Genomic DNA, 25,986 nt, shown 5'->3' with positions numbered 1-25,986 from the left:
AATCCGCAAAATGGCAAGATGCATTTTTTGCAACTCGCTTATTCTTTTCGCACTTGCAATATTTCGTGCCGCGCTGCACATAGGAGGTGCCTTTCAGGCATCCTCTCCTAAAACTTTCAGGGCTGGTCTTGCGACCGGCCCTTTTTTGTCCGCTGCCCGTTCAGCCCTGCCCCTTTTTTGCAGCCCCGACGTTTCCTATGTCGTTACGGACGCAGAAAAGACGAGGATGGCGCGTGGCCGATCAGGAAATAAGTGGACGTCGGATTCAGGTCGCCAATGCGCGGCCCGAGGATGCAGGCCGCGGTTTGGCGCGGTTGCCGCTGACGGTGATGGCGGAACTGCACCTGGCCGAAGGCGATGTGGTCGAAATCGTCGGCAAGCGCGCGACGCCCGCCCGGGTCGTGCGGCCCTATAAGGAGGATGAAGGGCTGGATGTGCTGCGCCTCGACGGTTTGCAGCGCGCCAATGCCGGTGTCGGCTCCGGCGACTTCGTCCAGATCGACAAGGTGGAGCCGCGCCCGGCCCAGCGGGTCGTGTTCGCGCCTGCACAAAATAACCTGCGTTTGCAGGGCAATCCCGATGCGTTGAAGCGTGTTTTCGATCAACGGCCGCTGACCGCAGGCGACGTGATCGCCACCGCCGGGCAGCAGCAGGTGCCCCCCGGCGACATGCCGCCGCAGCTGCGCCAGATGCTGGCCGCGCCCGCTTATGCCTTGCAGGAAATCCGCCTGGTCGTGGTGTCGACCGTGCCCAAGGGCATCGTCCAGATCGACGCCGACACCGAAGTCGAACTACGCGCCGAATATGAAGAGCCGCGCGAATCGCGCCGCGCCGACGTCACCTATGACGATGTCGGCGGGATGGCCGATGCGATCGACCAGTTGCGCGAAATGGTGGAATTGCCGCTGCGCTATCCCGAACTCTTCACCCGGCTGGGCGTCGACCCGCCCAAGGGGGTGTTGCTCCACGGCCCGCCGGGCACCGGCAAGACGCGGCTCGCACGCGCGGTCGCCAATGAATCGGACGCCGAATTCTTTCTGATCAACGGTCCGGAAATCATGGGATCGGCCTATGGCGAATCGGAAAAGCAGCTGCGCGAGATTTTCGAGGCGGCGGCCAAGTCGTCGCCATCGATCCTCTTCATCGACGAGATCGATTCGATCGCGCCCAAACGGGGGCAGGTGACAGGCGAGACGGAAAAACGCCTCGTCGCGCAACTGCTGACGTTGATGGACGGGCTGGAGCCGCGCGCCAATCTGGTCGTCATCGCCGCCACCAACAGGCCGGAGGCGATAGACGAGGCGCTGCGCCGTCCCGGCCGTTTCGACCGCGAGATTATCGTCGGCGTTCCCGACGAGCGGGGGCGGCGCGAGATTTTGGGCATCCACACGCGCGGCATGCCGCTGGGCGACAAGGTGGACCTGGCTGAACTGGCGCGCATGACCTACGGATTCGTCGGCGCGGACTTGGCGGCGCTGACGCGAGAGGCCGCGATCGAAACGGTGCGCCGCTTCATGCCGCGTCTTAACCTGGAGGACGGGACGATCCCGCCCGATGTGCTGGAGGAACTGTCCGTCACGCGGGAGGATTTCCTGTCCGCGATCAAGCGCGTCCAGCCGTCGGCCATGCGTGAAGTGATGGTGCAGGCCCCCAATATCGGCTGGTCCGACATCGGCGGCCTGGACGATGCGCAGGTCCGGTTGAAGGAAGGGGTGGAGCTGCCGCTCAAGGACCCCGACGCCTTCCGCCGCATCGGCATCCGCCCGGCCAAGGGCTTTTTGCTCTATGGTCCGCCCGGCACCGGCAAGACGCTGCTGGCGAAAGCCGTCGCGCGGGAGGCGCAGGCCAATTTCATCGCCACCAAATCGAGCGACCTGCTGTCCAAATGGTATGGCGAGAGCGAACAGCAGATCGCCCGCCTGTTCGCCCGCGCGCGACAGGTGGCGCCCACCGTCATCTTCATCGATGAACTCGATAGCCTGGTGCCCGCGCGTGGCGGGGGCCTGGGCGAACCGGCGGTGACGGAGCGGGTGGTCAACACCATCCTCGCCGAGATGGACGGTCTGGAGGAGTTGCAGTCGGTGGTCGTCATTGGCGCGACCAACCGGCCGACGCTGATCGACCCGGCGCTGCTGCGGCCCGGGCGCTTCGATGAGCTGATCTATGTACCGGTCCCCGACGAAGCGGGCCGCCGCCGGATATTGGGCATCCATACCGCCAAGATGCCGCTGGCCGACGATGTCGACCTGGACCGGCTGGCGGGTGAGACGGATCGGTTCACCGGCGCGGATCTGGAAGATCTGGTCCGTCGAGCGGGCCTGTTCGCGCTGCGCCAGTCGCTGTCCGTCGACAAGGTCACGCAGGCGCATTTCGAAAGCGCCCTGGCGGATACCCGCGCCTCCGTCACGCCCGACATGGAGCGCGAATATGAGCAGATCCAGGCGCAATTGAAACAGCGCGCGATGCAGGTCGATCCGATCGGCTTCGTCGCGCCGGGCATGGTCCGCTCGCGCGACCGGGCCGAATGAAGGCGGGAGACGGCGGATTGAACCCATCCGCCGTCTTCGCGTTCATGACGATAGTGTTGCAAAGCGGCTTGCCAGCACGGCCGGGATTTGCAAGGCGTTGCGCATGAACCAGACAGGCGGGTGTTGATGGCCTCCATTCCATTGAAGAAGAACAAGAATAAGGTCGGCGCGGGCAAGCCGGGGTCATTTCTGAGCCAATGGGGCATGTTCTTCCGCCAGTTCGTCAAGCATCCCGGCATGATCGGTTCGGTCATCCCGTCCTCGGCGACGCTGGTGAACCGGATTCTCGATCAGGTCGATTGGCGCAATACCCGGTTGTTCGTCGAATATGGTCCCGGCGTCGGCACCTTCACCCGGTCGATCCTGGATCGCCTGCCTGCGGACGCCACGCTGATCGCCATCGACCTCAATCTGGACTTCGTCGCCTATCTGGAGGCGGAAATCGACGATCCCCGCCTGAGGGTCGTCCACGGGTCGGCGGCTGACGTGCGCCGCTTCATCAAGGAGGCGGGCCATTATCAGGCCGATTATATCCTGTCCGGCATCCCCTTTTCCACCCTGCCCGACGGCGTGGGGGCCGCGATCTGCGCGGAAACGCAGGCAGCTTTACGACCGGGCGGGGCGTTCCTGATCTACCAATATTCGCGCTATGTGCTGCGCTTTTTAAAGCCTGTGTTCGGCGACGTCAGCGACGCGCTGGAATGGCGCAACATTCCCCCCTGCCGCATGATCCGTGCGGTGCGAGATCAGGATCTGGCAAAAGCCGCCTGATCCGATAAGGGTCGGGCACGCGCGCGGATCATGCTCCAGGCCTGTGTAACCCATGGCCCGGCCGTTACGCCGTGCCCCGATCCAGCGCGGTCAATCCGGTTTACATCGCCCGGCCAACCGGCTTTTGTTTCCCCCTGCTTTCATGCTAAGGCGCGGCCAAATTCCGGCGAGAGCTTTAGCATGAACGACCTGACCCAGACCCCCGAGATGCTGATCGCCGCGATGGGCGCACGCGCGCGCCGCGCCGCCGCGACGATCGCGCAGGCCAGCGACGCGCAAAAGGCCGACGCCCTGCGTCGCGCGGCGCAGGCATTGCGGGATCAGGCGCCGACGATCATCGCCGCCAATGCGCGCGACATGGACAATGCGCGCGCCAACGGCCTGTCGCCCGCCTTGCTCGACCGGCTGAAGCTGGACGCGGATCGGGTCGCCGCCACCGCCGACGGGGTGGAGCAGGTCGCCGCGCTCCCCAATCCGCTGGGCAGCGTGATCGACACGGCGGTGCGGCCCAACGGGCTGGCGCTGAGCCGGGTGCGCGTGCCGCTGGGCGTGATCGGCATCATCTACGAAAGCCGCCCCAACGTGACGGCGGACGCGGCGGCGTTATGCCTGCGCGCGGGCAACGCGGTCATCCTGCGCGGCGGCAGCGAGGCGAAGGAAAGCAATCGCGCCATTCACGCCGCCATCATCGAGGGGATCATGGCCGCCGGCTTGCCCGCCGACGTGGTGCAACTGGTGCCCACCACCGATCGCGCTGCGGTAGGCGCGCTGCTGAAAGCGGCCGAGTTCGTGGACCTGATCGTGCCGCGCGGCGGCAAGAGCCTGGTCGCGCGGGTGCAGGAAGAGGCGCGGGTGCCGGTGCTCGCGCATCTGGATGGCATCAACCACAGCTATGTCGACGGCGCGGCCGATCCCGCCATGGCGCAGGCGCTGGTCGTCAACGCCAAGATGCGGCGGACCGGCGTGTGCGGATCGACCGAAACGGTGCTGATCGACCGGGCCTATGCCCAGGCGCCTGCGCTGGTGCAGGCGTTGCTGGACGCCCGGTGCGAAGTACGTGGCGACGACGCGGTGCAGGCGATGGACGGTCGCGTCGTTCCCGCGTCCGACGCGGACTGGGACACCGAATATCTCGACGCGATCGTGTCGATCCGGCTGGTCGATGGCGTGGATGCGGCGATCGCCCATATCGCCACCCATGCCAGCCACCATACCGATGCGATCATCACCGACGACGCGGCCACGGCGGAGCGTTTCCTCAATGCCGTCGACAGCGCGATCGTGATGTGGAACGCCTCCACCCAGTTCGCCGACGGCGGCGAGTTCGGGCTGGGCGCGGAAATCGGCATTTCGACCGGTCGCCTGCATGCGCGTGGCCCGGTCGCGCTGGAGGGCCTGACCACCTATAAGTGGATCGTGCGCGGGACCGGCCAGACCCGGCCTTGATGGCCTGTCCTACGCCACTCGGTCATGCGATGATCGGGGGGTCGGGGGCTTGAAGCGATCGGGTGCCGACTTTCCGATAGGATCGGCAGCGCGCAACGAAATGTCACAATCTACGAGAAATGTGCGAAGTTAACGGATCGCGCGCCGGACGGGAGCGTGCGGGCTGGCTGAGAAACGCTGACTGTTCCCCGGCGCAGGCCGGGGTCCAGTTCCACGCTCAGAGCTGGACCCCGGCCTGCGCCGGGGAACAGGACCTCCAAGGTTCATGACGGCTTGTCGAACAGGCTTGAGGCGAACGGGGTGGGGCTTATCCCTTCACCATCGCGTCGATCGCCTTGAGCTGGTCCAGCATCGGCCCCACCCAGTCGAGCGGCAGCATGACCGGCCCGTCGGACGGGGCATTGTCGGGGTCTTCATGCGCTTCGGCAAAGATCGCCGCGACCCCGGCCGCCACCGCGCTGCGCGCCAGCAGCGGCGCGAATTCACGCTGTCCACCCGATGCCGAACCCAGGCCGCCGGGCTGCTGCACCGAATGGGTGGCGTCGAACACGACCGGATAGCCGGTCTGCGCCATGGTCGGCAGCGCGCGCATGTCGCTGACCAGCGTGTTGTAGCCGAAACTCGCCCCGCGTTCGGTCAGCAGGATGCGCTCGTTGCCGGTGGACGCGACCTTCTGCGCCACGGCCGCCATGTCCCAGGGGGCGAGGAACTGGCCCTTCTTGACGTTGACGACCGCGCCGGTCTTCCCCGCCGCGATCAGCAGATCGGTCTGGCGGCAGAGGAAGGCGGGGATCTGGAGGATATCGACCGCCTGAGCCGCCGCTTCGACCTGGGTCGCGTCGTGGATGTCGGTCAGGACCGGGCAGCCCAGCGTCGCCTTCACTTCGGCCAGAATGGCGAGGCCCGCATCGATGCCGACGCCGCGCTGCCCCGATACCGACGTACGGTTCGCCTTGTCGAAGCTGCTCTTAAAGATGAAGGGCACGCCCGCCTTGCGCGCCGCGCCAGCCAGCGCGTCCGCCATGAACAGCGCATGGTCGCGGCTTTCGATCTGGCAGGGGCCGGATATCAGGACGAAGGGCAGGTCGTTGCCGAAGCTAATCGGGCCGACGGTGACATGTTTGGGATCAGTCATGCCGCTCATTTGGGCGCTTTGGCGAAGCGGCGCAACAGCTGACCGCGCCACAGGCCCTTGCCCGGATGATAGTTCCAGCAGAACCAGCCGAAGGCGAGGCAGGCGATCAGCGAGGGCAGCGCCATCGGGTCGCCCTGCGCCTTCATATGGCGGTAAAAGGTCAGGTCGGCGCGCCACCGATCGCGCTCGCTGCCGCCGCCATTGATGCCATAGGCATTGTCATGCTTGCGGCAACCGACATTGCGGTTGTATTTGCGGTGGTCGATGAAATAGCAATAGTCGCGTTCGGGCGTGTTCATGCCCCGATTAGGGCCGGGGTTGTGGAAAAGTTCAAGCGTAAAGTCTTTTATCTCGGTGGTTTCGATCCACGTGGTGTCCGTTTCTACCACCAGCTCTATCGCGATCAGGCGGCGCGGCATGGCGCGTTGACGGGCGAACCGATCGCGGTGAGCGGGCGGCAGGCCGGTCCTGCGGGCGCAGTTGTCTCCGCGATCTGGCATGTCGACAACCCCGTTGCCGGGGTGGAAACCGACTATGAATATCTCCGCTGGGAAGATGTGATCGGCAAGGTGTGGATCCGCAATCCGCTTGCCCTCGCCCTGCGATCGGCGCGCGCCTATGCGGGGCATGCGCGCCACATGGACTTCTGGCGGATGCGCCGCCTGCGCAAGGGGCCGGTCATCACCATCCTCTATCCGCCGCTGTTTGCGGTGCTGATCCCGCTGCTGCTGGCGCTTGTGCCTGCGTTGCTCCTGTCTCTGATCCTGCCCTTCTGGGCCGGGGCGCTGGCGGGCATTGTGCTGAGCGCATTGCTGTCCGGGCGTATCCTGGCCAAGCTGGTCGTGCCCTGGCTGCTGCGGTTCATGACCTATCATGGCGCGCTGGCGGCACAGGGTCCGGGCGAGGCGCTGGATGGGCGGATCGACCAGTTCGCCGCGCTGATCGCCGCAGAACTGGACGGCGACTGGGACGAAGTGCAACTGGTCACGCACAGCGCTGGGACGATATTGGGCATGCGCCTGATGCGTCGGTTGATCGCGCTGCGGGGCGGGGCGCTGCCGGATCATTTCGTGATGATCGGGCTGGGGCAGGTGGTGCCGGTCATCGGCCTGCGCCGCGATGCGCACTGGTATCATGACGACCTGAAGGCGCTGGCCGCCGCACCTTTCCGCTATGTTGACATCAGTTCGCCCCCTGATGGCGCGGCCTATCATGCCGTCAATCCGTTCCGGCTGTTCGCCGATGCTCATGCGGCACGGGTCGATATGCTCTCGCCGCGCTTTCACCTGTTCTACCGGCCCGAAAATTATCATGGCGGCTGGTCGAACAAATATGAGGCGCATTTCGACTATCTGCGCGTGGGCGATCGGCTCTCGCCGCTCGATTTCATCAGCCTGACCGCTGGCCGCCGCACCGTGGACGACGCCGTCGCCGCTTTCAGGACGATCCCTTGACCGATCTTTTTACGCCCCCCTATCCGCAGCCGCCCAAGAGCAAGGCGGGCCTTGTGAAGCGCTTCCTGCGCGGCTGGCACAGCTGGATTCATGTGCTGTTCGACAAGAGCTATACGATGAAGATGGGCGAGATCCGCACGCCGGGCCGCACCATGTATATCGCCAACGAACTGAGCCTGGTGGACCAGATCCTGCGTGGCGGCACGGCCTATCCCAAGCATAGCGAACTGGTGCGCAACCTGGACCCGTTGATCGGCAACAGCGTCTTTTCGGCCAATGGCGCGGATTGGGAAAGCCAGCGGGCGATGGTCAATCCCGCCTTCGCCCATACTGCGCTGACCAAGTCCATGCCGCTGATGGTGGCGGCCGCCGACGCGCTGCTGGCGCGGCTCGACGCGGCGGATAGGGGCAGGCCGGTCGATATCGACCCGATGATGACGCACGTCGCGGCCGACATCATTTTCCGCACGCTCTTTTCGCAGGCGCTGGATGCCGAGCGATCGAACATCATCCACACCGCCTTCGGCAAGTTTCAGCGGCTGGCGCACAGCGCGTCGATGCTGCGGCTCTACGGCCTGCCCGCCGGGTGGTTCGAGAAACGGTCCAAAGGTCCGGCGCGGGCGATCCATGACGTGTTCCGGCCCATCGTGGAGGCGCGCTACGAGGGCTGGCATGCGCGCGGCGAAGCGCCGCATCGCGACATATTGCGATCGCTGATCGAGGTGAAGCATCCCGACACGGGCGAGCATTTCACCTGTAATCAGGTGATGGAGCAGGTATCGACCATCTTCCTGGCAGGCCATGAGACATCGGCCAGCACCATGACCTGGGCGCTCTACATGCTGGCCGAATGCGCGCATATCCAGGACCGGGTTCGGGCGGAGATTGCGGGAATCGCAGGCGATGCGCCGTTGACCGCGGCGATGCTCAAGGACATGGCGCAGCTGCGCAACATCTTCAAGGAAACGTTGCGCCTCTATCCCCCCGTCTCCTTCCTGCCGCGCGAAGTCACTTGCCCGATGGACATGCGCGACAAGCATCTGGAACAGGGGGCGATGCTGGTGGTCGCGCCGTGGCTGACGCAGCGGAACAAGGATAATTGGGCCTGCCCCCACGCCTTCGACCCAGACCGCTTCGATGATCCAGCCAACGCGGATATGGCGAAACAGGCCTGGTTCCCCTTTGGCAGGGGGCCGCGTGTCTGCGTGGGCGCAGGCTTTGCCCAGCAGGAGGTGATGACGGTGATCGCCGCCGTCGTGCGCCGCTATCGGCTGAGCGTACCGGCGGGCTTCAAGCCCGAACCGATCAGCCGCCTGACCATCCGCCCGCGCACCGGCATGCCCTTGACGTTCACGGCGGTCAGCTGACCACTGCCTCTTCTTCGGGCACGACATCGACCATGACGCGCAGGCTTTGCCCCCGGCCGCCGACGAACAGGCCATCCATCGGCGCGACATCGGCATAGTCGCGGCCCATCGCGACGAACAGATGCCCGTCGCCGGTGATGACGCCGTTGGTGGGGTCGAAGCCGATCCAGCCACGGGTCGGGCCGCACCATAGCATCACCCAGGCATGCATGGCGTCCGCGCCCACCAGGCGCGGCATGCCGGGCGGCGGCAGGGTGCGCAGATAACCGCTGACATAGGCGGCGGGTAGCCCCGCGAGGCGCAGCGCCACGACCATCACATGCGCGAAATCCTGGCACACGCCATGGCGCGCGGCGAAGGCGTCGGCGACAGGCGTGGAGGCGTTGGTCGCGCCGGGTTCATAGGCGAATTCGGCGCGTATCCGCAGCGCCAGGTCGAGCGCGGCGGCGACGATCGGTCGATCCGGCGCCAGCGCACCACCCACCCAATCGCCGATCTGCGCCAGCAAGGGCGCGCGCGGCGAGGCGAAGAGATAATGGGCAGGGGCGGACGGCCCCATGTCGCGATCGCGCAGGGCAGCCTGCGCAACCGTTGCGATCGTCGGATCGTCAGGCTGCGGAACGATCGCCGGGCCGGGTTGCACACCGGCGCGGAAACGGCTGTCGATGGTCAGCTGCTGGATCGGGGTTTCGATCACCAGCCGGGCGACATGCACCGGCCACGCGCCGGGCCGGGACTGGATGGCGGATGCAGCGGGATCAACGGTCAGCGCATAGTCCGACGTCCATTGCCCGATCCACGGCGCGGGGCGCAGGCGCAGGTTGAACCGGGCCAGCCGCACGGGACTGGCATAGCGCAGGATCGTCTGATGGCGGACATGGTAGATCATGACAGCAGGTCCGTATCCTGCGTCTTGCGCAGTTGCAGGAAATAGCGCTGGCCGATCGCGTCGGAAAGGGCCAGCAGGCGGCTTTCCACGTCGGCGATGTCGGCTTGCGTGAGCATGTCGCCCGTCATCGGCGCGAGCCGCGCCGCCAGCGCATCGGCCAGGCGACGTGGCTCTTCGGGCATGCCATCCCCGCGCAAGGTTGGCAGGGCGGCGATATGCTCCGCCAGCCGCAGCGCCTGATAGGCGATGGCGCGCGGATTATGCGGCTCCAGCGCGAGCAGATCGCGCACCGGGGGCAGCGCCGGGCCGGTGAGGTAGCGGGTGCGATAGCTGATCTGGCTGTCCATCAGGTCCAGCAGCACGGTCAGGTCGTCGGCGGACGCGGCGTCATTGCCGAACAGCGCCAGCAGGCGGCAGCCGTTGATCGCGCGCTCCATGCGGCGGCCCATGTCGTGGAAGCGCCAGCCTTCGGTCCGGCCCATATTTTCCGCGGCCAGGCCCGACAGTGCGGACATCCGCTCTATCATGCGGGACGAGGCGTCGAGCAGGGTTTCGGTGATCGCGCCGTCGAAGGCGGGCAGGGGCAGGCGCACCAGTCGCCAGAAATCGCTGGCCAGGCGATCGCGCAACCCTTCGCCGATATTGGCGACGCTGGCCATCAGGGCACGGACGCTGCCCGATTGGCGCGCATCGCCCAGCGCGGCGGCGCAGAGCGCGCCGACCGCGCCCCGGCGTCCCGGCACCGCGCCCCATAGCGCCAGTTGATCGACCAGACGCCCCATGGTGGGGGAGGCGAGCGATGGTCCCAGGTCCGCCTCGATCGAGCCGCCGACGATGGCGCGGATCAGGCGCAGGGTCGTTTCCGTCCGCTCGATATAACGGCCCAGCCAGAAGAGATTGTCGGCCGCCTTGGCCGGCAGCATCCCGCCGATCCGGCGGATCGCGGGCGCGCCGACGCCCAGCAGGCTGTCGGGCGGCACAGCTTTGCTATCGACCACGCACATGTCGGCGGACATGTCCCCCTGGCCCATCAGCGCCGCGCGGATGTCGCCATGGCCCGCCAGCCGGGCGAAGCCGCCGGGCATGACCCGCCAGCGACCCTGCGCGTCGCGCGCCACGAAAACGCGCAGGGTGAAGGGCAGGGGCGTGAGCTGCCCGTCGATGATCGCGGGCGTGGTCGACAGCCGAACCACCTCCTGCCCGACATAGTCCATCGGCCGCCGCGCCATCGCGTCAAGCAGGGCGGATCGCTGCGAAGCATCGAGCGCCGATCCGGGGGTGAAATGCGCATCGGGCAGGCCTGCGACGTCCCGGTCGAAGGCGGAGCCGACCACCAGATCGTCCAGTCGCGCCCGCACATGATCGCGTTCGCGCGGCTGGCCGCACCACCAGGTCGCGATATTGGGCAGGATGAGGTCCGCGCCCAGCATGTCGCGCGCCAGTTGCGGCAGGAAGGCGGCGAAGGCGCGCGATTCGATCACGCCCGCGCCCGGCCAGTTGCCGACCATCAAGCCGCCATGGGCGCAGGCGTCATAGAGGTCGGCCACGCCGATGCGCGATTTCGCGTCGAAGGCGAGCGGGTCGAGGAAGCGGGTGTCCATCCAGCGCCACAGACCATCAATGCGTTTGAGGCCCTGGATGGTGCGGACGAACAGCCGCCCGTCCGATACGATGAGGTCGTCGCCCTCCACCAGCAGGAGGCCGAGATAACGGGCAAGATGCGCCTGCTCGGCATAGCTCTGGTTGAAGCGGCCGGGCGTCAGCAGGCCGATGCGCGGATCGGTCCGCTCGCAATCCGCCGCCAGCCCCCGGCGCAGATCGTCGAAGAAAGGGGCCAGGCGGCGCGTGTTCATCGCGCCCAGCAGGTCGCCGGTGGCGCGGGAGAGGGCGAGCCGGTTTTCCAGCGCATAGCCCACGCCCACCGGGGTCCGCACCCGATCCGCCAGCACGCGCCATTCGCCGGTCGGGCCGCGGCCGATATCGGCGGCGTAGAAATGAAGGTGATGGCCGCGCGGGGGCGGGGTGTCGTTCATGACCCGCCAATAATGGGGGCTGCCGGTGACGATGCTGGCGGGCAATTTACCGTCGCGCACCAGCGACTGGCTGGCATAGATGTCGCCGACCACCCGTTCCAGCAGGTCGGCGCGCTGCATCAGCCCGCGTTCGATATGCGCCCATTCCGCCGCGTCGATCAGCAGCGGGACCGGGCCGAGCGGCCAGGAGCGTTCCTGCTCGTCGCCGGTCAGGCGGAACGCCATGCCCAGGTCGATCGCCTGGCGCGACACATGGTCGGCCAGCGTCGCGGGATCGCCCTGCGCCTGGCCGGACAGCCGGTCGAGCATCGTGCGCCAGCGGGCCGCCATATCGTGCGACGCGTCGGCGAACAGGTCGCCCCGCGGCGCGGCGGCGAGATAGGCGTCGGCCCAGCTGTCAGGCACTGCCAGAGCGTCGGACGCCATCACAGGCCGCTATGGCGGAAGCGCAGATCGAGGGTCATCGGGAACTCGTTCGCCGGTTCGGCGGCGGGCATGTCGACCTGCCCCGGCGTGTGGCCATAATCCTGGAAGCGCGCCTTGCGCCGGGCCTCCGCCTCATAGCCGTTGACCGGCAGCGTGTCGTAGTTGCGCCCGCCCGGATGCGCGACATGATAGATGCAGCCGCCCAGCGACCGGCCGCTCCAGCTGTCCAGCACATCGAAGGTCAGCGGTGCGTTGGTCGGCAGATTGGGGTGGAGGCAGTTGGCGGGCGCCCATGCCTTGTAGCGCACCCCGCCCACGCCTTCGCCCGGCACGGACGTCGCGCTCATCGGCACCTGGCGACCGTTGCAGGCGACGATGTGCCGCCCGGCGACGAGGCCGGTGGCGCGGACCTGTAACCGCTCGGTCGATGAATCGACATAGCGCACCGTGCCGCCGATCGCGCCGGTTTCGCCCAGCACGTTCCAGGGTTCGAGTGCATGGGTGATTTCAAGCCCGACGCCACCTGCATCGACCGAGCCGTGGATGGGGAAGCGGAACTGGCGCTGCGCTTCGAACCAGTTGGGATCGAAGTCGTAGCCCGCGCCGCGCAGGTCGGACAGCACCTCCAGGAAGTCGGCCCAGACGAAATGCGGCAGCATGAAGCGGTCGTGCAGCGCCGTGCCCCATCGGACCAGACCGCCCTGTTGCGGCTGTCGCCAGAACCAGGCGGCGAGCGCGCGGATCAGCAATTGCTGCGCCAGGCTCATGCGCGCTTCGGGCGGCATTTCGAACCCGCGAAACTCCAGCAGGCCAAGCCGTCCGGTGGGGCCGTCGGGCGAGAACATCTTGTCGATACAGATTTCGGTGCGGTGGGTGTTGCCCGTCACGTCGACCAGAAGATTGCGGAACAGGCGGTCGACCAGCCAGGGAGCCGGGGCCGCGCCGTTACCCGCGAAGGGATTGGGCACCTGCGCCAGCGCGATTTCCAGTTCATAGAGACCATCATGCCGCGCTTCGTCGATGCGGGGCGCCTGGCTCGTCGGGCCGATGCAGAGGCCCGAAAAGAGATAGGAGAGGGCCGGATGCCGCTGCCAGTAGAGGACGAAGCTCTTGAGCAGGTCCGGGCGACGGATGAAGGGGGAATCATTGAGCGTCGCACCGCCCAGCACGATATGATTGCCGCCGCCGGTGCCGACGGAGCGGCCGTCCACCATGAACTTGTCGGCGGTAAGGTCGCATTCGCGGGCCAGCGCATAGAGGCGCTCGGTGATCGCGACCGTTTCGTCCCAGCTGGCGGCGGGCTGGACATTCACTTCGATCACGCCGGGGTCGGGCGTGGCTTTCAGCACGTCGATCCGGGGATCGGGCGGGGGCGCATAACCCTCGATCCGCACCGGGATGCGCAGCGCTTCGGCGGTCGCTTCTACTTCCGCGATCAGTTCCAGATAATCTTCCAGCGCCTGCACCGGCGGCAGGAAGACGGAGAGATAATGGCCGCGCGGCTCCACGGTAACGGCGGTGCGCACCGCGCCTTCGATGAAGACCTGCTCGACCCGGTCCTGCGCGGCGACGCCGCCGTCCGGCCCGGCGACGCGCTGCGCCTGCTGGGCGCGGACATCCTCGACGCTGGCCTGTTGCGGCGCCTGCGCGCGAAAATCGGGCAGGGGTTCGCGCGGCTCGCTGGTGTCGCGGGGGTGGATATAGGGATAGTCGGATGGCGGCACATAGGGCAGCGATCCGAGCGGCAGGCGATAGCCCAGCGCCGAATCGCCCGGCACCGCGAACAGCTTGCCACGCCGCAACTGCCAGATTTCGCTCTGCCAGCGAGGCGTCGCCACTTGGCTCTGCCAACGCTGGACGGGCAGGACATAGCCGACCGGCTGGTCGAGGCCGCGTTCGAACGTCTTGACCATGCGCGCGCGCGCTTCGGGATCGCTGATCTTGGGATCGTCGGGACTGGCGTTGAGCGGCAGGTCCGCTTCCTTCACCGCCCAGACCGCCGGGTCTTCGTACACCGCATGGGTATAGTCGTCGGTAAAGCCCATATTGGCCGCCATATGGGCCAGGAACGCCTTGGCGTCCGCCGCCGTCACCTGCGCCGCGCCTGCCGGGGCGTCATCGGGCGCGATCAGGCTGTCGTCGCGCCAGATCGGCGTGCCGTCCTTGCGCCAATAGACCGCATAGGCCCAGCGCGGGAGGCTTTCGCCCGGATACCATTTGCCCTGGCCGTGATGGAGCAGGCCGCCGGGTGCGAACTCAGCGCGCAGCTTGCGGATCAGCCGGTCGGCATAGACGGCCTTGGTCGGGCCGACCGCATCGCCATTCCACTCGCCCGCGTCGCCGCCATCCTGCGCGACGAAGGTCGGCTCGCCGCCGGTCGTCAGGCGCACGTCCTGCGCCGCCAAGTCAGCGTCGACCTGTGCCCCCAGTGCCATCACCGCGTCCCAGCGATTGTCGGTGAAGGGCTTGGTGATGCGCACCGCTTCGGCGATGCGGCTGACGCTCATCGCAAATTCGAAATCGACCTTGGCCGGTTCGGCCATGCCGCTGATCGGCGCGGCGGACTTGTAATGGGGCGTGGCACAGAGCGGGATATGGCCTTCGCCCGCGAACATGCCGCTGGTCGCGTCCAGTGCGACCCAGCCTGCGCCGGGCACATAAGCCTCCGCCCAGGCGTGCAGGTCGACCACGTCCTGGGTGACGCCCTTCGGCCCTTCGATCGGTTCGACGTCGGCGACCAGCTGGATCGAATAGCCCGACACGAAGCGCGCGGCGAAGCCCAGCCTGCGCAGCAACTGCACTAGCAGCCACGCGGAATCGCGGCAGGAGCCGGTGCCGATGTCCAGCGTCTCTTCGGGCGTCTGGACGCCTGCTTCCATGCGGACGATATAGCCCACGCTCTGTTGCAGGCGGCGATTGACCTCTACCAGGAAATCGACGGTGCGGCTTTGATAGCCGTCATATTGCGCCACCATCGCATCGAACAGCGGCCCCTGATCCTCGATATCGAAATAGGCGGCGAGGTCGGTCTTCAGCTGGTCGTCATAGGCGAAGGGATAATTTTCGGCATAGGGTTCGACGAAGAAATCGAACGGATTGATGATGTCGAGATCGGCGAGCAGGTCGACTTCGATGCGGAAATGATCGACCGGGTCGGGAAAGACGACGCGCGCCAGCCAGTTGCCGTGCGGGTCCTGCTGCCAGTTCAGGAAATGGCTCGCCGGTTCGATCTTCAGCGCATAATTGGGCACCTTGGTCCGGCTGTGCGGCGCGGGACGCAGGCGGATCACCTGCGGGCCTAGCCGGATCGGGCGGTCGTAACGATAGGCGGTGAGATGGTGGAGCGCGGCTTTGAGCATCGGCGGATCAAACGCTACCCCCTGTTGCAATGCAACAGCCAATCACTTTTCGGGGCAATAATGTGGTCGGTTCTGCCAGCCTGTCCCGGCCAGCCGCCGCAGCGGCACTGGCCCAGGAGAGTGATGGTGCGGCCAAGAAGACTCGAACTTCCACGGGCTTTCGCCCACAACGACCTCAACGTTGCGCGTCTACCAATTCCGCCATGGCCGCACATCAACAGGGAAACCGGCGGGGCCGGTGCCTTGGTAGGAGGCGGCCCTTAGCAAAGGCTTTTGGGTCATGCAACAACCGATCACCATCTGCGTTGTGATTGATCGGAGAAGGTGAAGCCGGACGGCGAAGAGTTCGACCGGCATGGGAGAAGACACATGCTATCGGCGCATTTCTGGATGGGTACGGGCGCGACCGTCGCGGCCGCCGCCGTGATGGGTCTGGGCCTGGGCAGTTATGTGACCAGCCCGCAGGCTCCCACGCGCATGGCAAGCGAAACCATGGATGTTGGGATGGACGAGCCGGTCGCCACCGATACGTCTTTTGAGACGCAGACTGGGCCGGGCGCGATCCATTGCACCGGTTGCGGTCCGACGCTGGCCGATCGGCGCTGGAAGGCGGACATGGTCGGGCTGGATGCGGATGGGATGATCGATGGGCGCAACGATCCTGTGGTGCGGGCCTATGAGGCGGAGGAAGGCGCCGATCCTTCACCCACCCTGGTGCGCCCGTTACCGCCACAGATCGCAAGTTTGACGATGGGCGAAGCGCCGCCATCATCGGCCACGGTCATGCATGCAGCGCAGGACGCCGCGCCGCCTCCCGCCCTTGTGGCGACGGTGGCGGACGGCGCCCAGCCCTAGCCCCTATTCGGCGGCGACGGTTTCCGCCGGCGCATCGCTGAGCGGATGCGGGAGACGGTTGATCATCTCCTTGGGGCAAACCTGCCAGATATAGCGGCGCCAGCGATCCCAATCGTCCAGGATGGTGTTGGACCATTTGCTGTCGGTCGCCACCGCATGTTCGGCGATCAGCGCCTTGACCTGTGCTTCCCAGTGAACGCTGTCCAGCCGCTGCCAGATGATGCCTTCCGGGTTCGCCTGTGACGGGAAGCTCCCATCCTCGTCCAGGATGAAGGCCATGCCCCCAGTCATACCCGCGCCGAAATTCGCGCCGGTCTTGCCCAGGATCACCGCCGTTCCACCGGTCATATATTCGCACCCGTTCGCACCGCAGCCTTCGACCACGACCTGCGCACCCGAATTGCGGACCGCGAAGCGCTCGCCCGCCTGACCCGCTGCGAACAGCTTGCCGCTGGTCGCACCATAGAGGACGGTGTTGCCCAGGATGGTATTGTCCTTGGAAGATAGGGGCGAGGACACGGTGGTGCGCACCTTGATGATGCCGCCCGACAGCCCCTTGCCGACATAGTCGTTGGCGTCGCCGAACACTTCGAGCGTGATGCCCTTGCAGAGGAAGGCGCCCAGCGATTGCCCGGCGGACCCGCGCAGGCGCACGGTCAGATGCCCGTCGGCCAGCGTCGACATGCCGAACTTGTCGGTGACGGCCGACGACAGGCGGGTGCCGACCGCGCGATGCGTGTTGCGCACCGTATAGGTCAGCTGCATCTTTTCGCCCCGCTCGAACACGGCGCGCGCGTCCTTCATCATCTGCGCGTCCAGGCTGTCGGGCACCTGATTGCGGCCCTCCAGGCTGAAGCGGCGCTGGTCGTCGGGGGCGTCCACCTTCGCCAGGATGGGGTTGAGGTCGAGATCGTCCAGATGCTCCGCGCCGCGATTGACCTGCTTGAGCAGTTCGGTCCGCCCGATCACCTCGTCCAGGCTGCGGAAGCCCAGCCGGGCGAGGACTTCGCGCACTTCCTCGGCGATGAAGGTCATCAGGTTGATGACCTTTTCCGGCGTGCCTGTGAACTTCTGGCGCAGGGCTTCGTCCTGTACGCACACGCCCACCGGGCAGGTGTTGCTGTGGCACTGGCGCACCATGATGCAGCCCATGGCGACCAGCGAAAGCGTGCCGATGCCATATTCCTCCGCGCCCAGGATCGCGGCGATCACGATGTCGCGCCCGGTCTTGAGGCCGCCGTCGGTGCGCAGCTTCACGCGATGGCGCAGGCCGTTCAGGGTCAGCACCTGATTGGTTTCGGACAGGCCCATTTCCCAGGGCGTACCGGCATATTTGATGCTGGTCTGGGGCGATGCGCCGGTGCCGCCGACATGGCCCGCGACCAGGATGACGTCGGCATGCGCCTTCGCCACGCCCGCCGCGACCGTGCCTATACCCGCCTGGCTGACCAGCTTCACGCACACCTTGGCGCGCGGGTTGATCATCTTGCAGTCGTAGATGAGCTGCGCCAGATCCTCGATCGAATAGATGTCGTGATGCGGCGGCGGCGAGATGAGCGTCACGCCGGGCGTCGAATGCCGCAGCTTGGCGATGAATTCCGTGACCTTGAAGCCGGGCAATTGGCCGCCTTCGCCAGGCTTGGCGCCCTGGGCCACCTTGATCTCGATCTCCTCGGCCGACGCCAGATATTCGGCGTGGACGCCGAAGCGGCCGGACGCGATCTGCTTGATGACCGAATTGGCGTTGTCGCCATTGTCATAGGGTTTGAAGCGGTTCGCATCCTCGCCGCCTTCGCCCGACACCGCCTTCGCGCCGATGCGGTTCATCGCAATCGCCAGCGTTTCATGCGCTTCGGGGCTGAGCGCGCCCAGCGACATGCCGGGCGTCACGAAGCGCTTGCGGATTTCGGTGGTCGCTTCGACCTCGTCGATGGGCACCGCTTCGCGGGCGAAGTTGAACTCCATCAGGTCGCGCAGATAGACCGGCGGCAGGTCGCGCACGCCGCGGGAGAATTGCAGATAGGTCGAATAGCTGTCGGTCGCGACCGCGGTCTGCAACAGATGCATCAGCTGCGCGGAATAGGCATGGCTCTCGCCCCCCTGCCGCTGGCGGTAGAAGCCGCCGATGGGCAGGCGCACCGCCGCTGCGTCGAACGCCTTTTCATGGCGCAGCATCGCGCTGTAGTGGAGCGAGGCATAGCCTTCGCCCGAAATCTTCGCGGGCATGCCCGGGAAGAGATCGTTCACGAGCGCGCGCGACAGGCCGACCGCTTCGAAATTATAGCCGCCGCGATAGCTGCTGATGACCGCAATGCCCATTTTGGACATGATCTTGAGCAGGCCTTCGTTGATCGCCGTGCGATAGCGTTCGAAACAGGCGTCGAGCGACAGGTCGCCGAACAGGCCACGACTGTGACGATCGGCGATGCTGGCTTCGGCCAGATAGGCGTTCACCGTGGTGGCGCCCACGCCGATCAGCACCGCGAAATAATGGGTGTCGAGCGCTTCGGACGACCGCACGTTGATCGACGCGTAGCTGCGCAGCCCCTTGCGGACCAGATGCGTATGCACGGCGGCTGCCGCGAGCACGCCTGCGATCGCGGCGCGGTCTGCGCTCACACCCTCGTCCGTCAGGAAGATTTCGGTGCGGCCTTCGCGCACCGCCTGCTCGGCTTCCTCACGGATGCGGGAAATGGCGGCGCGCAACTGCTCCTGTCCGCCGCTGGCGGGGAAGGTGCAGTCGATCTCGGCCACGGCCGGGCCGAAATAGGCTTTCAGCCGCGCCCATTCGGCGCTAGTCACCACCGGCGATTCCAGCACCAGCACATGGCTGTTCTGCGCGCCTTCCTCCAGGATGTTGTGGAGGTTGGAGAAGCGCGTCTTCAGGCTCATCACATGCCGTTCGCGCAAGGGATCGATTGGCGGGTTGGTGACCTGGCTGAAATTCTGGCGGAAGAAATGGCTGATCGTGCGCGGCTTGTCCGAAATGACGGCCAGCGGCGTATCGTCGCCCATCGACCCGATGGCTTCCTTGGCGTCCTCAACCATGGGCGAGAGGATCAATTCCAGATCCTCCAGCGTCAGGTTGGCGGCGACCTGGCGGCGGGTCAGTTCGGCCTTGTCCCAGCCCGGCAGCGCGGTCGGCGCATCGGCCAGATCATCGACGGCAAGGAAGTCCTTGATCAGTTCGCCATAGGGGCGTTCGCCCGAGATCCGATCCTTGATCGCGCGATCGTCGTAGATTTCGCCTTCCAGCAGGTCGACGGCGATCATTTGGCCCGGACCCATGCGGCCCTTTTTGACGATGGTGGTTTCGGGCACGACGACCATGCCGGTTTCCGATCCCACGATCAGCAGATTGTCGCCGGTCAGCGTGTAGCGCAGCGGGCGCAACGCGTTACGATCGACGCCGGCCACGACCCAGCGACCGTCGGTCATGGCGAGCGCGGCTGGCCCGTCCCACGGCTCCATGACGGAGGCGAGATAGTCGTACATGTCGGCATGCGCCTTGGGCAGGTCGGCGCTTTGCGACTGCCAGGCTTCGGGGACAAGCATCAGCTTGGCGGTCGGCGCGTCGCGGCCTGAGCGGCAGATCGCTTCGAACACGGCGTCGAGCGCGGCGGTGTCGGACGCGCCGGCCGGGATGACCGGCTTGATATCCTCCGACTGCTCGCCAAAGGCGAGGCTCGCCATCTTGATCTCGTGGCTCTTCATCCAGTTCTTGTTGCCGCGGATCGTGTTGATCTCGCCATTATGGGCGAGGGTGCGGAACGGCTGGGCCAGCCACCATTGCGGGAAGGTGTTGGTCGAATAGCGCTGGTGAAAGATCGCGACGCGGCTTTCGAACCGCTCGTCCTGCAGGTCGGGGAAGAAGACCGACAGCGATTCGGCCAGGAACAGCCCCTTGTAGATGATCGAGCGGCAGGACAGCGAACAGATGTAGAAATCCTGGATCTGCGCGGCGATGACCTTCTTCTCGATCCGGCGACGGATGAGGTAGAGATCCTTTTCGAATTCGGCGACGTCACGTTCTTCCGGCATCGGGCCGGCGATCATGATCTGCTCGATTTCGGGGCGGGTGCGCTGCGCCTTTTCGCCGATGACCGACACATCGACCGGCACCTGGCGCCAGCCATAGATGGTATAGCCCGCGTCGATGATTTCGGATTCGACAATGGTGCGGCAGGTTTCCTGCGCGGACAGGTCCGTGCGCGGCAGGAAGATCATGCCGACAGCCAGGCGGTTGGGCAGCGGCTTGTGGCCGGAGTCCGCGATCGCATCGTCGAAGAAGCGCACCGGCAGGTCGACATGGATGCCCGCGCCGTCGCCGGTCTTGCCATCGGCGTCCACCGCGCCGCGATGCCACACGGCTTTCAGCGCATCGATCGCGCTGGCGACCACGCGGCGGCTGGGGCGGCCATCGGTAGCGGCGACCAGGCCCACGCCACAGGCGTCGCCTTCCAGGTCGGGGTGATACATGCCCTCGGCCGCGATCCGTGCGCGTTCTTCGGGGCTGGCCATGAAATTGGTGTCGGTCATGATGACTTACCCTTGCATCTGGCCGTCCGTCTATCGGGGCACGGCCGCTATCATTCCGTTGGTGTCGGCAATCGCCGACGTCGATCGTCAGTTGGCCTTCTTGGCGTCCGCGCCAAGCAAGGCGGTAAGGCGGTCGCGTTCAGCCTTGGTCAGGTCGTTGTAGGTGCGCGGCTTGGGCAGCTTTTCCAGTTCGGCCGCAGACGATTTCATGATGTCCGGCATGGCCCGCATCATTTCCGGCATCACCTTCTGCAAGCGGCCGATATAATGCGGATCGGTGGCCAACTCCATGAAGCCGGCGCCGAATTTGGCGCCGACGGGCGTCTTCAGGAACGCCGTGATCTGGTCCAGTTCGGCGGCGTTGTAGCGGTAGGCGAAGGCCTCAGCCATGCCTTCGCGCATGTCAGGTTCATAGCGTCCCATGAAGCGGCCGATCGCGGGCATCATGCTGTTGACGATCACATCCATCCGCTTGCGGAAATTCGGATCGATGATCGCCATCATCTCCTCGATCGTCCCTTCGCCCAGCTTGTCCGCCTGTTCCGGGTCGAGGCCGCCGACTTTCAGGAACTCGCGGATCGGCATCTTGGTCATGCTGTCCATCATCGGACCCATCATCTTCTGCATCATCGGCCCCATCATCTTTTCCATGGTGCCGTTGGGGAGCATGATGGCGGCGATCGGCTTGGCCTTGGCCAGCAGCGCCGGATCGACAGATTGGGGCGTCGCGACAGGTGCTTGAGGCTGCGCCGCGACCGGCGAAGCGAGCAGGAGCAGGGGCGCGGCAAGAAAGGCGAGGCGCATCATGCCGCGACCCTTTCGCCCGCCTTGGCTTTCGCCTTCAGATAGCGGTGCATATGGTCGGTTACGTCGCGGCCGTCGCGGATCGCCCAGACGACCAGCGATGCGCCGCGCACGATGTCGCCTGCCGCGAACACGCCGTCCACGCTGGTCATCATCGTCTTGTGATCGACGCGCAGCGTGCCCCAGCGAGTGACCGACAGGTCTTCGCTGCCGAACAGCCGGGGCAGTTCCTCCGGGTCGTAGCCCAGCGCCTTGATGACCAGATCGGCGTCCAGCGTATGTTCGCTGCCCGGATCGGGTTCGGGCGCGCGGCGGCCCGATGCGTCGGGCTGGCCGAGGCGCATCTTGGTGACCTTGACGCCGGTGACTTGGCTTGTGCCTTCGAACGCGATCGGCGCGGTCAGCCAGACGAACTCCACGCCTTCTTCTTCGGCATTGGCGACTTCGCGCTGCGATCCGGGCATATTTTCCCGGTCGCGGCGGTAGAGGCACTTCACCGACTTGGCACCCTGGCGGATCGCGGTACGGACGCAGTCCATCGCCGTGTCGCCGCCGCCGATGACGACGACATTCTTGCCCGTCGCCAGCAGCGTGCCGTCTTCATGTTCGGGCACCGCGTCGCCGAAGCCCGCCTTATTCGACGCGGTGAGGTAATCGAGCGCCTTGACCACGCCGGCCGCGCCGACGCCCGGCGCCTTGATGTCGCGGGGTTTGTAGACGCCCGTGGCGATCAGGATCGCGTCATGCTTGGCGCGCAGCTGTTCCAGCGTCGCGTCGCGGCCGATCTCGAAGCTGTCATGGAAGATGATGCCGCCATCCTTTAGGCGCTGGACGCGGCGCATGACCACGTCCTTCTCCAGCTTGAAGCCGGGGATGCCATAGGTCAGCAGGCCGCCCGCGCGGTCGTGCCGGTCATAGATATGGACCTCATAGCCCGCCACGCGCAGATATTCCGCCGTGGTAAGGCCGGCTGGCCCTGCGCCGATCACGCCGACCGACTGGCCGCGCGCCGCGCCGGGGACCAGCGGTTCGACCCAGCCTTCCTTCCAGGCGGTGTCGGTGATGTATTTTTCGACGCTGCCGATGGTGACGGCGCCATGACCGGAAAATTCGATGACGCAATTGCCCTCGCACAGGCGGTCCTGCGGGCAGATGCGGCCGCAGATTTCGGGCATGGTGCTGGTCAGGTTCGACAGCTCATAGGCTTCGCGCAGGCGGCCTTCGGCGGTCAGGCGCAACCAGTCGGGAATGTGGTTATGCAGCGGGCAATGGGTCGAGCAATAGGGCACGCCACATTGCGAGCAGCGCGACGCCTGTTCCTCCGCCTTGTCCAAGATGAAGCTGCGGCTGATTTCCAGGAAATCGTCGGCGCGGTCGTCGGCTGCGCGCTTTTCAGGGTAGGATTGTGCCTTGCCCACGAATTTCAGCATCGGATTGTCAGCCATGGATCGCCTCTGAGTCTGTTGCAGATGCGCGCATAGCATAAAAAACCACGCAGTCACGTGGATTCTGACATTTAGGTCAGCATAGCTTACTAAATAAAAGCCCTTTGCGTGCCTAGTTGCGAACTGATCGCAAAAATCGAGACGATATTATGACCGAGTCGGACCTATCTTGCCGCAAGCCAGATCAACGTTGCTGTCCCTGCAACAATTCGGTACCATGCGAATGGCGCGAAGCCATGTTTCGACACCAGCCCGACGAACCATTTGATGACCAGCAGCGCGACGATGAAGGACATGATGAAGCCGAGCGCGATGCTGTCCCAGCCGACCGCCGCGCTGGTGATCTGATCGCCCTTCTTGAGCAGTTCCAATGTGGTCGCGCCCAACATGGTCGGGATAGCTAGGAAGAAGCTGAACTCCGCAGCCGTACGCCGTTCCACGCCTAGGCTCAGCGCGCCCATGATGGTCGCGCCCGAGCGGCTGACGCCCGGGATCATGGCCATGCATTGGATAAGGCCGATGCCGATCACGCGCACGACTGGGATGTTCGCAATGCCATGGAACCGCTGTTCCTTGATCGCCCGCTCCACGACCAGAATCGCGATGCCGCCCACGATCAGCGCCCAGGCGACGACCTGCGGCGCGCCCAGCAGTATCTCGACATAGTCGTGGAGGGCGAGGCCGATGACGGCTGCAGGGATGAAGGCGATGACGAGGTTGCGCAGGAAGCGCCAACTCACCGGTTCGCGCCGCAACAGTCCCATGCCGACCGCCCAGAAGGTACGCCAGTACAGCACGACCACTGCCAGGATGGCGCCCAACTGGATGACGACGTTGAACATCGCCCAGGTCGCCGAATCATAGCCGAGCAACTCGCTCGCCAGGATGAGATGCCCGGTCGAAGACACGGGCAGGAACTCAGTCAGCCCCTCCACAATGCCCAGCAGGATGACGGTCAGATAATGCAGGTCCATGGGCTTGTCCCTAATGGCTTGGCATAAAAAATCCTCCCCGGATGCGGGGAGGAGGCAGAAGGGCGGGGCAACGTGTCACGATCCCCCGCCTGTCTATGCATATCGCTCAGGCGCTCGCGCGACCGGCGAAACGGCCGTGGCGGCGATAGCGGACCATCCACTTGTCCGCGACCGCGCCCAGCGGCGTCGCGGCGACGCCCAGCGCCTGCAACCCTTCCGAACCGGGCGCAGCGACATTGTCGCGACCCAGCATGGCGAGCTGGTCGCGGGTGATCGGCGCACCCGGCAGCATCGCCAGCAGGGAGGCGAGGCCGTGGGGAACTTCGATGATCGGCTTGTCGCGGCCGATCGCCTTGGCGATCCAGGCGTTGATGTCCTTCATGCTCAGGACTTGCGGACCCGCCAGTTCATAGGTCTTGCCGCCATGGATGCCGGGCTGCTGCGCGGCGTTGGCGATCGCCTGCGCCACGTCGGCGACATAGACGGGCTGGAACTTCGTCGCCGCGCCGATCACCGGGATTACGGGGGCGGCCGAACCGATGATCTGGGCGAAACGGTTGAGGAACTGATCCTCCTGGCCGAAGACGATCGAGGGACGAATGATGGTTGCCGTCGGGAAGGCGGCCTTGACCGCGGCTTCGCCCGCAGCCTTGGACCGGCCATAGGCCGACGGGCTTTGCGCATCGGCGCCGATCGCCGAGATATGCACCAGTGCGGTCACGCCCACGCTCGCCGCAGCCTTGGCGACGTTGGCGGCGCCGTCGCGGTGGAAGCTGTCGAAATCGCCGGACAGGATGCCGACCAGATTGATGACGATGTCGCTGCCGTGAATCGCGCGCGCGACGCTGTCTGGCTTGCGGATGTCGGCCGCGACGAACTGCGTCTGGCCCAGATTGCCGAGCGACTTCACCCTGACCGCCGTGGCCAGATCACGCTGCGCGATCCGCACGCGCGCGCCCCGCGCCATCAGCGCCTGGGCGACCTGACGGCCCAGAAAGCCGCCGCCGCCGAAGATCGTTACCAGACTATCCTTCATCACGTGCGTCCCATGTCCAACAATAAGGGGAATGACTCCGCCTATCCCCTTGCAACAGCCGTCGCGCGCTGACAACCGCCCGCCACGCGGCGACGCTCCTTTTTTAGCCCAGCCAGCCCTGGAGGTCGGCCAGCATCCACAGGCCCAGACCCAGGAACAGCAGGGCGGCGCCGACCTGAAGCGCGCGCATCGGCACCTTCTTCGCCAGCGCTTCGCCGAACAGCACGGCGGGCACGTTGGCGATCATCATGCCGAGCGTCGTGCCCATGGTGACGGCGATCAGATTGTCGAAACGCGCGCCCAGCGCCACGGTGGCGACCTGCGTCTTGTCGCCCATCTCGACCAAGAAGAAGGCGACCAGGGTGGTCACGAACACGCCCGCCTTGGACGGGGCCTTGAGCGGTGCATCTTCATCGAAGGTGTCGGGGATCAGCGTCCATGCGGCCATCGCGATGAAGGAGGCGGCGACGGCGTAGCGGAACCAGGGCTGGGTCAGGACGCCCGCGATCGAATGGCCGACCAGCGCGGCGAGGAAATGATTGGCGACCGTGGCCGCGAAAATGCCCAAGATGATCGGAACCGGCTTGCGAAAGCGGGTGGCGAGCAGCATGGCCAGCAATTGCGTCTTGTCGCCCATTTCGGCGAGCGCGACCAGTGCTGTGGAGGTGAAGAGAGCTTCCATCATCTGTTCCGGGGCCGGGCGGGGTAAACAGACGCAATGCCACCGTCGCTTCCCGCCCGGCCGGACAGAAAAGCGCCGATGCCATTGGTCTCGCGCGATGCGGCCTTTTGGCCGCTCCCCATACGCCACGACCTCTCGGTCGAATATGTTGACGCATGGCCCGTTCCTGCAAGCGGAACGGCTGGCTACTCCCCAGATGACGAGCCGAGCCTTACCGACGGTCGTGACGGATGGCAAGCATGG

Annotated in this window: 17 protein-coding genes, 1 tRNA gene and 1 riboswitch; of the genes, 6 read left to right on the top strand and 12 right to left on the bottom strand. The window is 65.8% G+C overall.

Going from position 1 to position 25,986, the window contains the following annotated elements:
- The first annotated feature begins 233 nt into the window (after positions 1-233).
- The 3 genes from U5A82_RS19020 to U5A82_RS19010 all read left to right on the top strand — a co-directional run bounded on the left by U5A82_RS19020 (position 234) and on the right by U5A82_RS19010 (position 4,745).
- Entirely contained in the window at positions 234-2,528 is a 2,295-nt protein-coding gene (locus U5A82_RS19020; RefSeq protein WP_326292430.1) for a CDC48 family AAA ATPase, read from the top strand.
- 126 nt (positions 2,529-2,654) lie between these two features.
- Positions 2,655-3,299 (top strand): class I SAM-dependent methyltransferase, encoded by a 645-nt coding sequence (locus U5A82_RS19015; protein WP_326292429.1) that lies wholly within the window; start codon positions 2,655-2,657, stop codon positions 3,297-3,299.
- Between the two features lie 180 nt (positions 3,300-3,479).
- The gene (locus U5A82_RS19010; protein WP_326292428.1) at positions 3,480-4,745 is read left to right on the top strand and encodes a glutamate-5-semialdehyde dehydrogenase; all 1,266 of its coding nucleotides are present in this window, start codon (positions 3,480-3,482) and stop codon (positions 4,743-4,745) included.
- Between the two features lie 307 nt (positions 4,746-5,052).
- Here U5A82_RS19010 and kdsA read toward each other — a convergent pair whose 3' ends face one another.
- Together kdsA and U5A82_RS19000 are read right to left on the bottom strand one after the other, a co-directional pair.
- A complete protein-coding gene (kdsA, locus tag U5A82_RS19005; RefSeq protein ID WP_326292427.1) occupies positions 5,053-5,880 on the bottom strand; it encodes a 3-deoxy-8-phosphooctulonate synthase in 828 nt (275 codons plus the stop codon).
- Between the two features lie 5 nt (positions 5,881-5,885).
- Positions 5,886-6,179, bottom strand: coding sequence for a hypothetical protein (locus U5A82_RS19000; protein ID WP_326292426.1), 294 nt, complete (start codon positions 6,177-6,179; stop codon positions 5,886-5,888).
- A 21-nt stretch (positions 6,180-6,200) separates the two neighbouring features.
- Between U5A82_RS19000 and U5A82_RS18995 the strand changes: the two genes are divergently transcribed.
- Positions 6,201-7,334, top strand: a complete 1,134-nt coding sequence (locus U5A82_RS18995; RefSeq protein WP_326292425.1) for a hypothetical protein — start codon at positions 6,201-6,203, stop codon at positions 7,332-7,334.
- Positions 7,331-8,701, top strand: coding sequence for a cytochrome P450 (locus U5A82_RS18990; protein ID WP_326292424.1), 1,371 nt, complete (start codon positions 7,331-7,333; stop codon positions 8,699-8,701). The genes U5A82_RS18995 and U5A82_RS18990 overlap by 4 nt, the downstream gene beginning before the upstream one ends.
- On the opposite strand, the gene U5A82_RS18985 is transcribed toward U5A82_RS18990, so the two are convergent.
- The 4 genes from U5A82_RS18985 to U5A82_RS18970 form a co-directional block, all read right to left on the bottom strand.
- The gene (locus tag U5A82_RS18985; RefSeq protein WP_326292423.1) at positions 8,694-9,590 is read right to left on the bottom strand and encodes a transglutaminase family protein; all 897 of its coding nucleotides are present in this window, start codon (positions 9,588-9,590) and stop codon (positions 8,694-8,696) included. The two genes, U5A82_RS18990 and U5A82_RS18985, sit on opposite strands and share 8 nt — an antisense overlap.
- Entirely contained in the window at positions 9,587-12,049 is a 2,463-nt protein-coding gene (locus U5A82_RS18980; RefSeq protein ID WP_326292422.1) for a circularly permuted type 2 ATP-grasp protein, read from the bottom strand. Before U5A82_RS18980 ends, U5A82_RS18985 begins: the two co-directional genes overlap by 4 nt.
- Positions 12,049-15,408: a transglutaminase family protein gene (locus U5A82_RS18975; RefSeq protein ID WP_326292421.1), complete on the bottom strand. Its 3,360-nt coding sequence runs from the start codon at positions 15,406-15,408 to the stop codon at positions 12,049-12,051. The genes U5A82_RS18980 and U5A82_RS18975 overlap by 1 nt, the downstream gene beginning before the upstream one ends.
- 124 nt (positions 15,409-15,532) lie before the next feature.
- Positions 15,533-15,619, bottom strand: a tRNA-Leu gene (locus tag U5A82_RS18970).
- 158 nt (positions 15,620-15,777) lie between these two features.
- Between U5A82_RS18970 and U5A82_RS18965 the strand changes: the two genes are divergently transcribed.
- On the top strand, positions 15,778-16,263 hold the full coding sequence (locus U5A82_RS18965) for a hypothetical protein (RefSeq protein ID WP_326292420.1): 486 nt from the start codon (positions 15,778-15,780) through the stop codon (positions 16,261-16,263).
- 3 nt (positions 16,264-16,266) lie between these two features.
- Here U5A82_RS18965 and gltB read toward each other — a convergent pair whose 3' ends face one another.
- The 6 genes from gltB to U5A82_RS18935 all read right to left on the bottom strand — a co-directional run bounded on the left by gltB (position 16,267) and on the right by U5A82_RS18935 (position 25,743).
- Complete coding sequence (gene gltB / locus U5A82_RS18960; protein ID WP_326292419.1) at positions 16,267-20,802, bottom strand: glutamate synthase large subunit; 4,536 nt, start codon at positions 20,800-20,802, stop codon at positions 16,267-16,269.
- Between the two features lie 87 nt (positions 20,803-20,889).
- The gene (locus U5A82_RS18955; RefSeq protein ID WP_326293001.1) at positions 20,890-21,606 is read right to left on the bottom strand and encodes a DUF2059 domain-containing protein; all 717 of its coding nucleotides are present in this window, start codon (positions 21,604-21,606) and stop codon (positions 20,890-20,892) included.
- Positions 21,606-23,051, bottom strand: coding sequence for an NAD(P)-dependent oxidoreductase (locus tag U5A82_RS18950; protein ID WP_326292418.1), 1,446 nt, complete (start codon positions 23,049-23,051; stop codon positions 21,606-21,608). The genes U5A82_RS18955 and U5A82_RS18950 overlap by 1 nt, the downstream gene beginning before the upstream one ends.
- Before the next feature lie 164 nt (positions 23,052-23,215).
- Positions 23,216-24,025 (bottom strand): undecaprenyl-diphosphate phosphatase, encoded by an 810-nt coding sequence (locus U5A82_RS18945; protein WP_326292417.1) that lies wholly within the window; start codon positions 24,023-24,025, stop codon positions 23,216-23,218.
- Between the two features lie 106 nt (positions 24,026-24,131).
- On the bottom strand, positions 24,132-25,061 hold the full coding sequence (locus U5A82_RS18940; protein ID WP_326292416.1) for a complex I NDUFA9 subunit family protein: 930 nt from the start codon (positions 25,059-25,061) through the stop codon (positions 24,132-24,134).
- 103 nt (positions 25,062-25,164) lie between these two features.
- The gene (locus U5A82_RS18935; protein WP_326293000.1) at positions 25,165-25,743 is read right to left on the bottom strand and encodes a TMEM165/GDT1 family protein; all 579 of its coding nucleotides are present in this window, start codon (positions 25,741-25,743) and stop codon (positions 25,165-25,167) included.
- A 68-nt stretch (positions 25,744-25,811) separates the two neighbouring features.
- Positions 25,812-25,950, bottom strand: a riboswitch (yybP-ykoY riboswitch).
- Between the last annotated feature and the right edge of the window lie 36 nt (positions 25,951-25,986).

This window comes from Sphingobium sp. CR2-8 (assembly GCF_035818615.1).
Taxonomy (GTDB): domain Bacteria; phylum Pseudomonadota; class Alphaproteobacteria; order Sphingomonadales; family Sphingomonadaceae; genus Sphingobium.
Note: the sequence above shows the minus strand (reverse complement) of the source record. Positions and strands in the feature narration are given on the sequence as shown.

What these genes read in the sequence shown, in the direction of transcription:
- U5A82_RS19015 (WP_326292429.1), top strand. Translation starts at nt 2,655, where the DNA reads ATGGCCTCCATTCCATTGAAGAAGAACAAGAATAAGGTCGGCGCGGGC.
- U5A82_RS19010 (WP_326292428.1), top strand. Translation starts at nt 3,480, where the DNA reads ATGAACGACCTGACCCAGACCCCCGAGATGCTGATCGCCGCGATGGGC.
- kdsA (WP_326292427.1), bottom strand. Translation starts at nt 5,880, where the DNA reads ATGACTGATCCCAAACATGTCACCGTCGGCCCGATTAGCTTCGGCAAC.
- U5A82_RS19000 (WP_326292426.1), bottom strand. Translation starts at nt 6,179, where the DNA reads ATGAACACGCCCGAACGCGACTATTGCTATTTCATCGACCACCGCAAA.
- U5A82_RS18985 (WP_326292423.1), bottom strand. Translation starts at nt 9,590, where the DNA reads ATGATCTACCATGTCCGCCATCAGACGATCCTGCGCTATGCCAGTCCC.
- U5A82_RS18980 (WP_326292422.1), bottom strand. Translation starts at nt 12,049, where the DNA reads ATGGCGTCCGACGCTCTGGCAGTGCCTGACAGCTGGGCCGACGCCTAT.
- U5A82_RS18975 (WP_326292421.1), bottom strand. Translation starts at nt 15,408, where the DNA reads ATGCTCAAAGCCGCGCTCCACCATCTCACCGCCTATCGTTACGACCGC.
- U5A82_RS18965 (WP_326292420.1), top strand. Translation starts at nt 15,778, where the DNA reads ATGCTATCGGCGCATTTCTGGATGGGTACGGGCGCGACCGTCGCGGCC.
- gltB (WP_326292419.1), bottom strand. Translation starts at nt 20,802, where the DNA reads ATGACCGACACCAATTTCATGGCCAGCCCCGAAGAACGCGCACGGATC.
- U5A82_RS18955 (WP_326293001.1), bottom strand. Translation starts at nt 21,606, where the DNA reads ATGCGCCTCGCCTTTCTTGCCGCGCCCCTGCTCCTGCTCGCTTCGCCG.
- U5A82_RS18950 (WP_326292418.1), bottom strand. Translation starts at nt 23,051, where the DNA reads ATGGCTGACAATCCGATGCTGAAATTCGTGGGCAAGGCACAATCCTAC.
- U5A82_RS18945 (WP_326292417.1), bottom strand. Translation starts at nt 24,025, where the DNA reads ATGGACCTGCATTATCTGACCGTCATCCTGCTGGGCATTGTGGAGGGG.
- U5A82_RS18940 (WP_326292416.1), bottom strand. Translation starts at nt 25,061, where the DNA reads ATGAAGGATAGTCTGGTAACGATCTTCGGCGGCGGCGGCTTTCTGGGC.
- U5A82_RS18935 (WP_326293000.1), bottom strand. Translation starts at nt 25,743, where the DNA reads ATGGAAGCTCTCTTCACCTCCACAGCACTGGTCGCGCTCGCCGAAATG.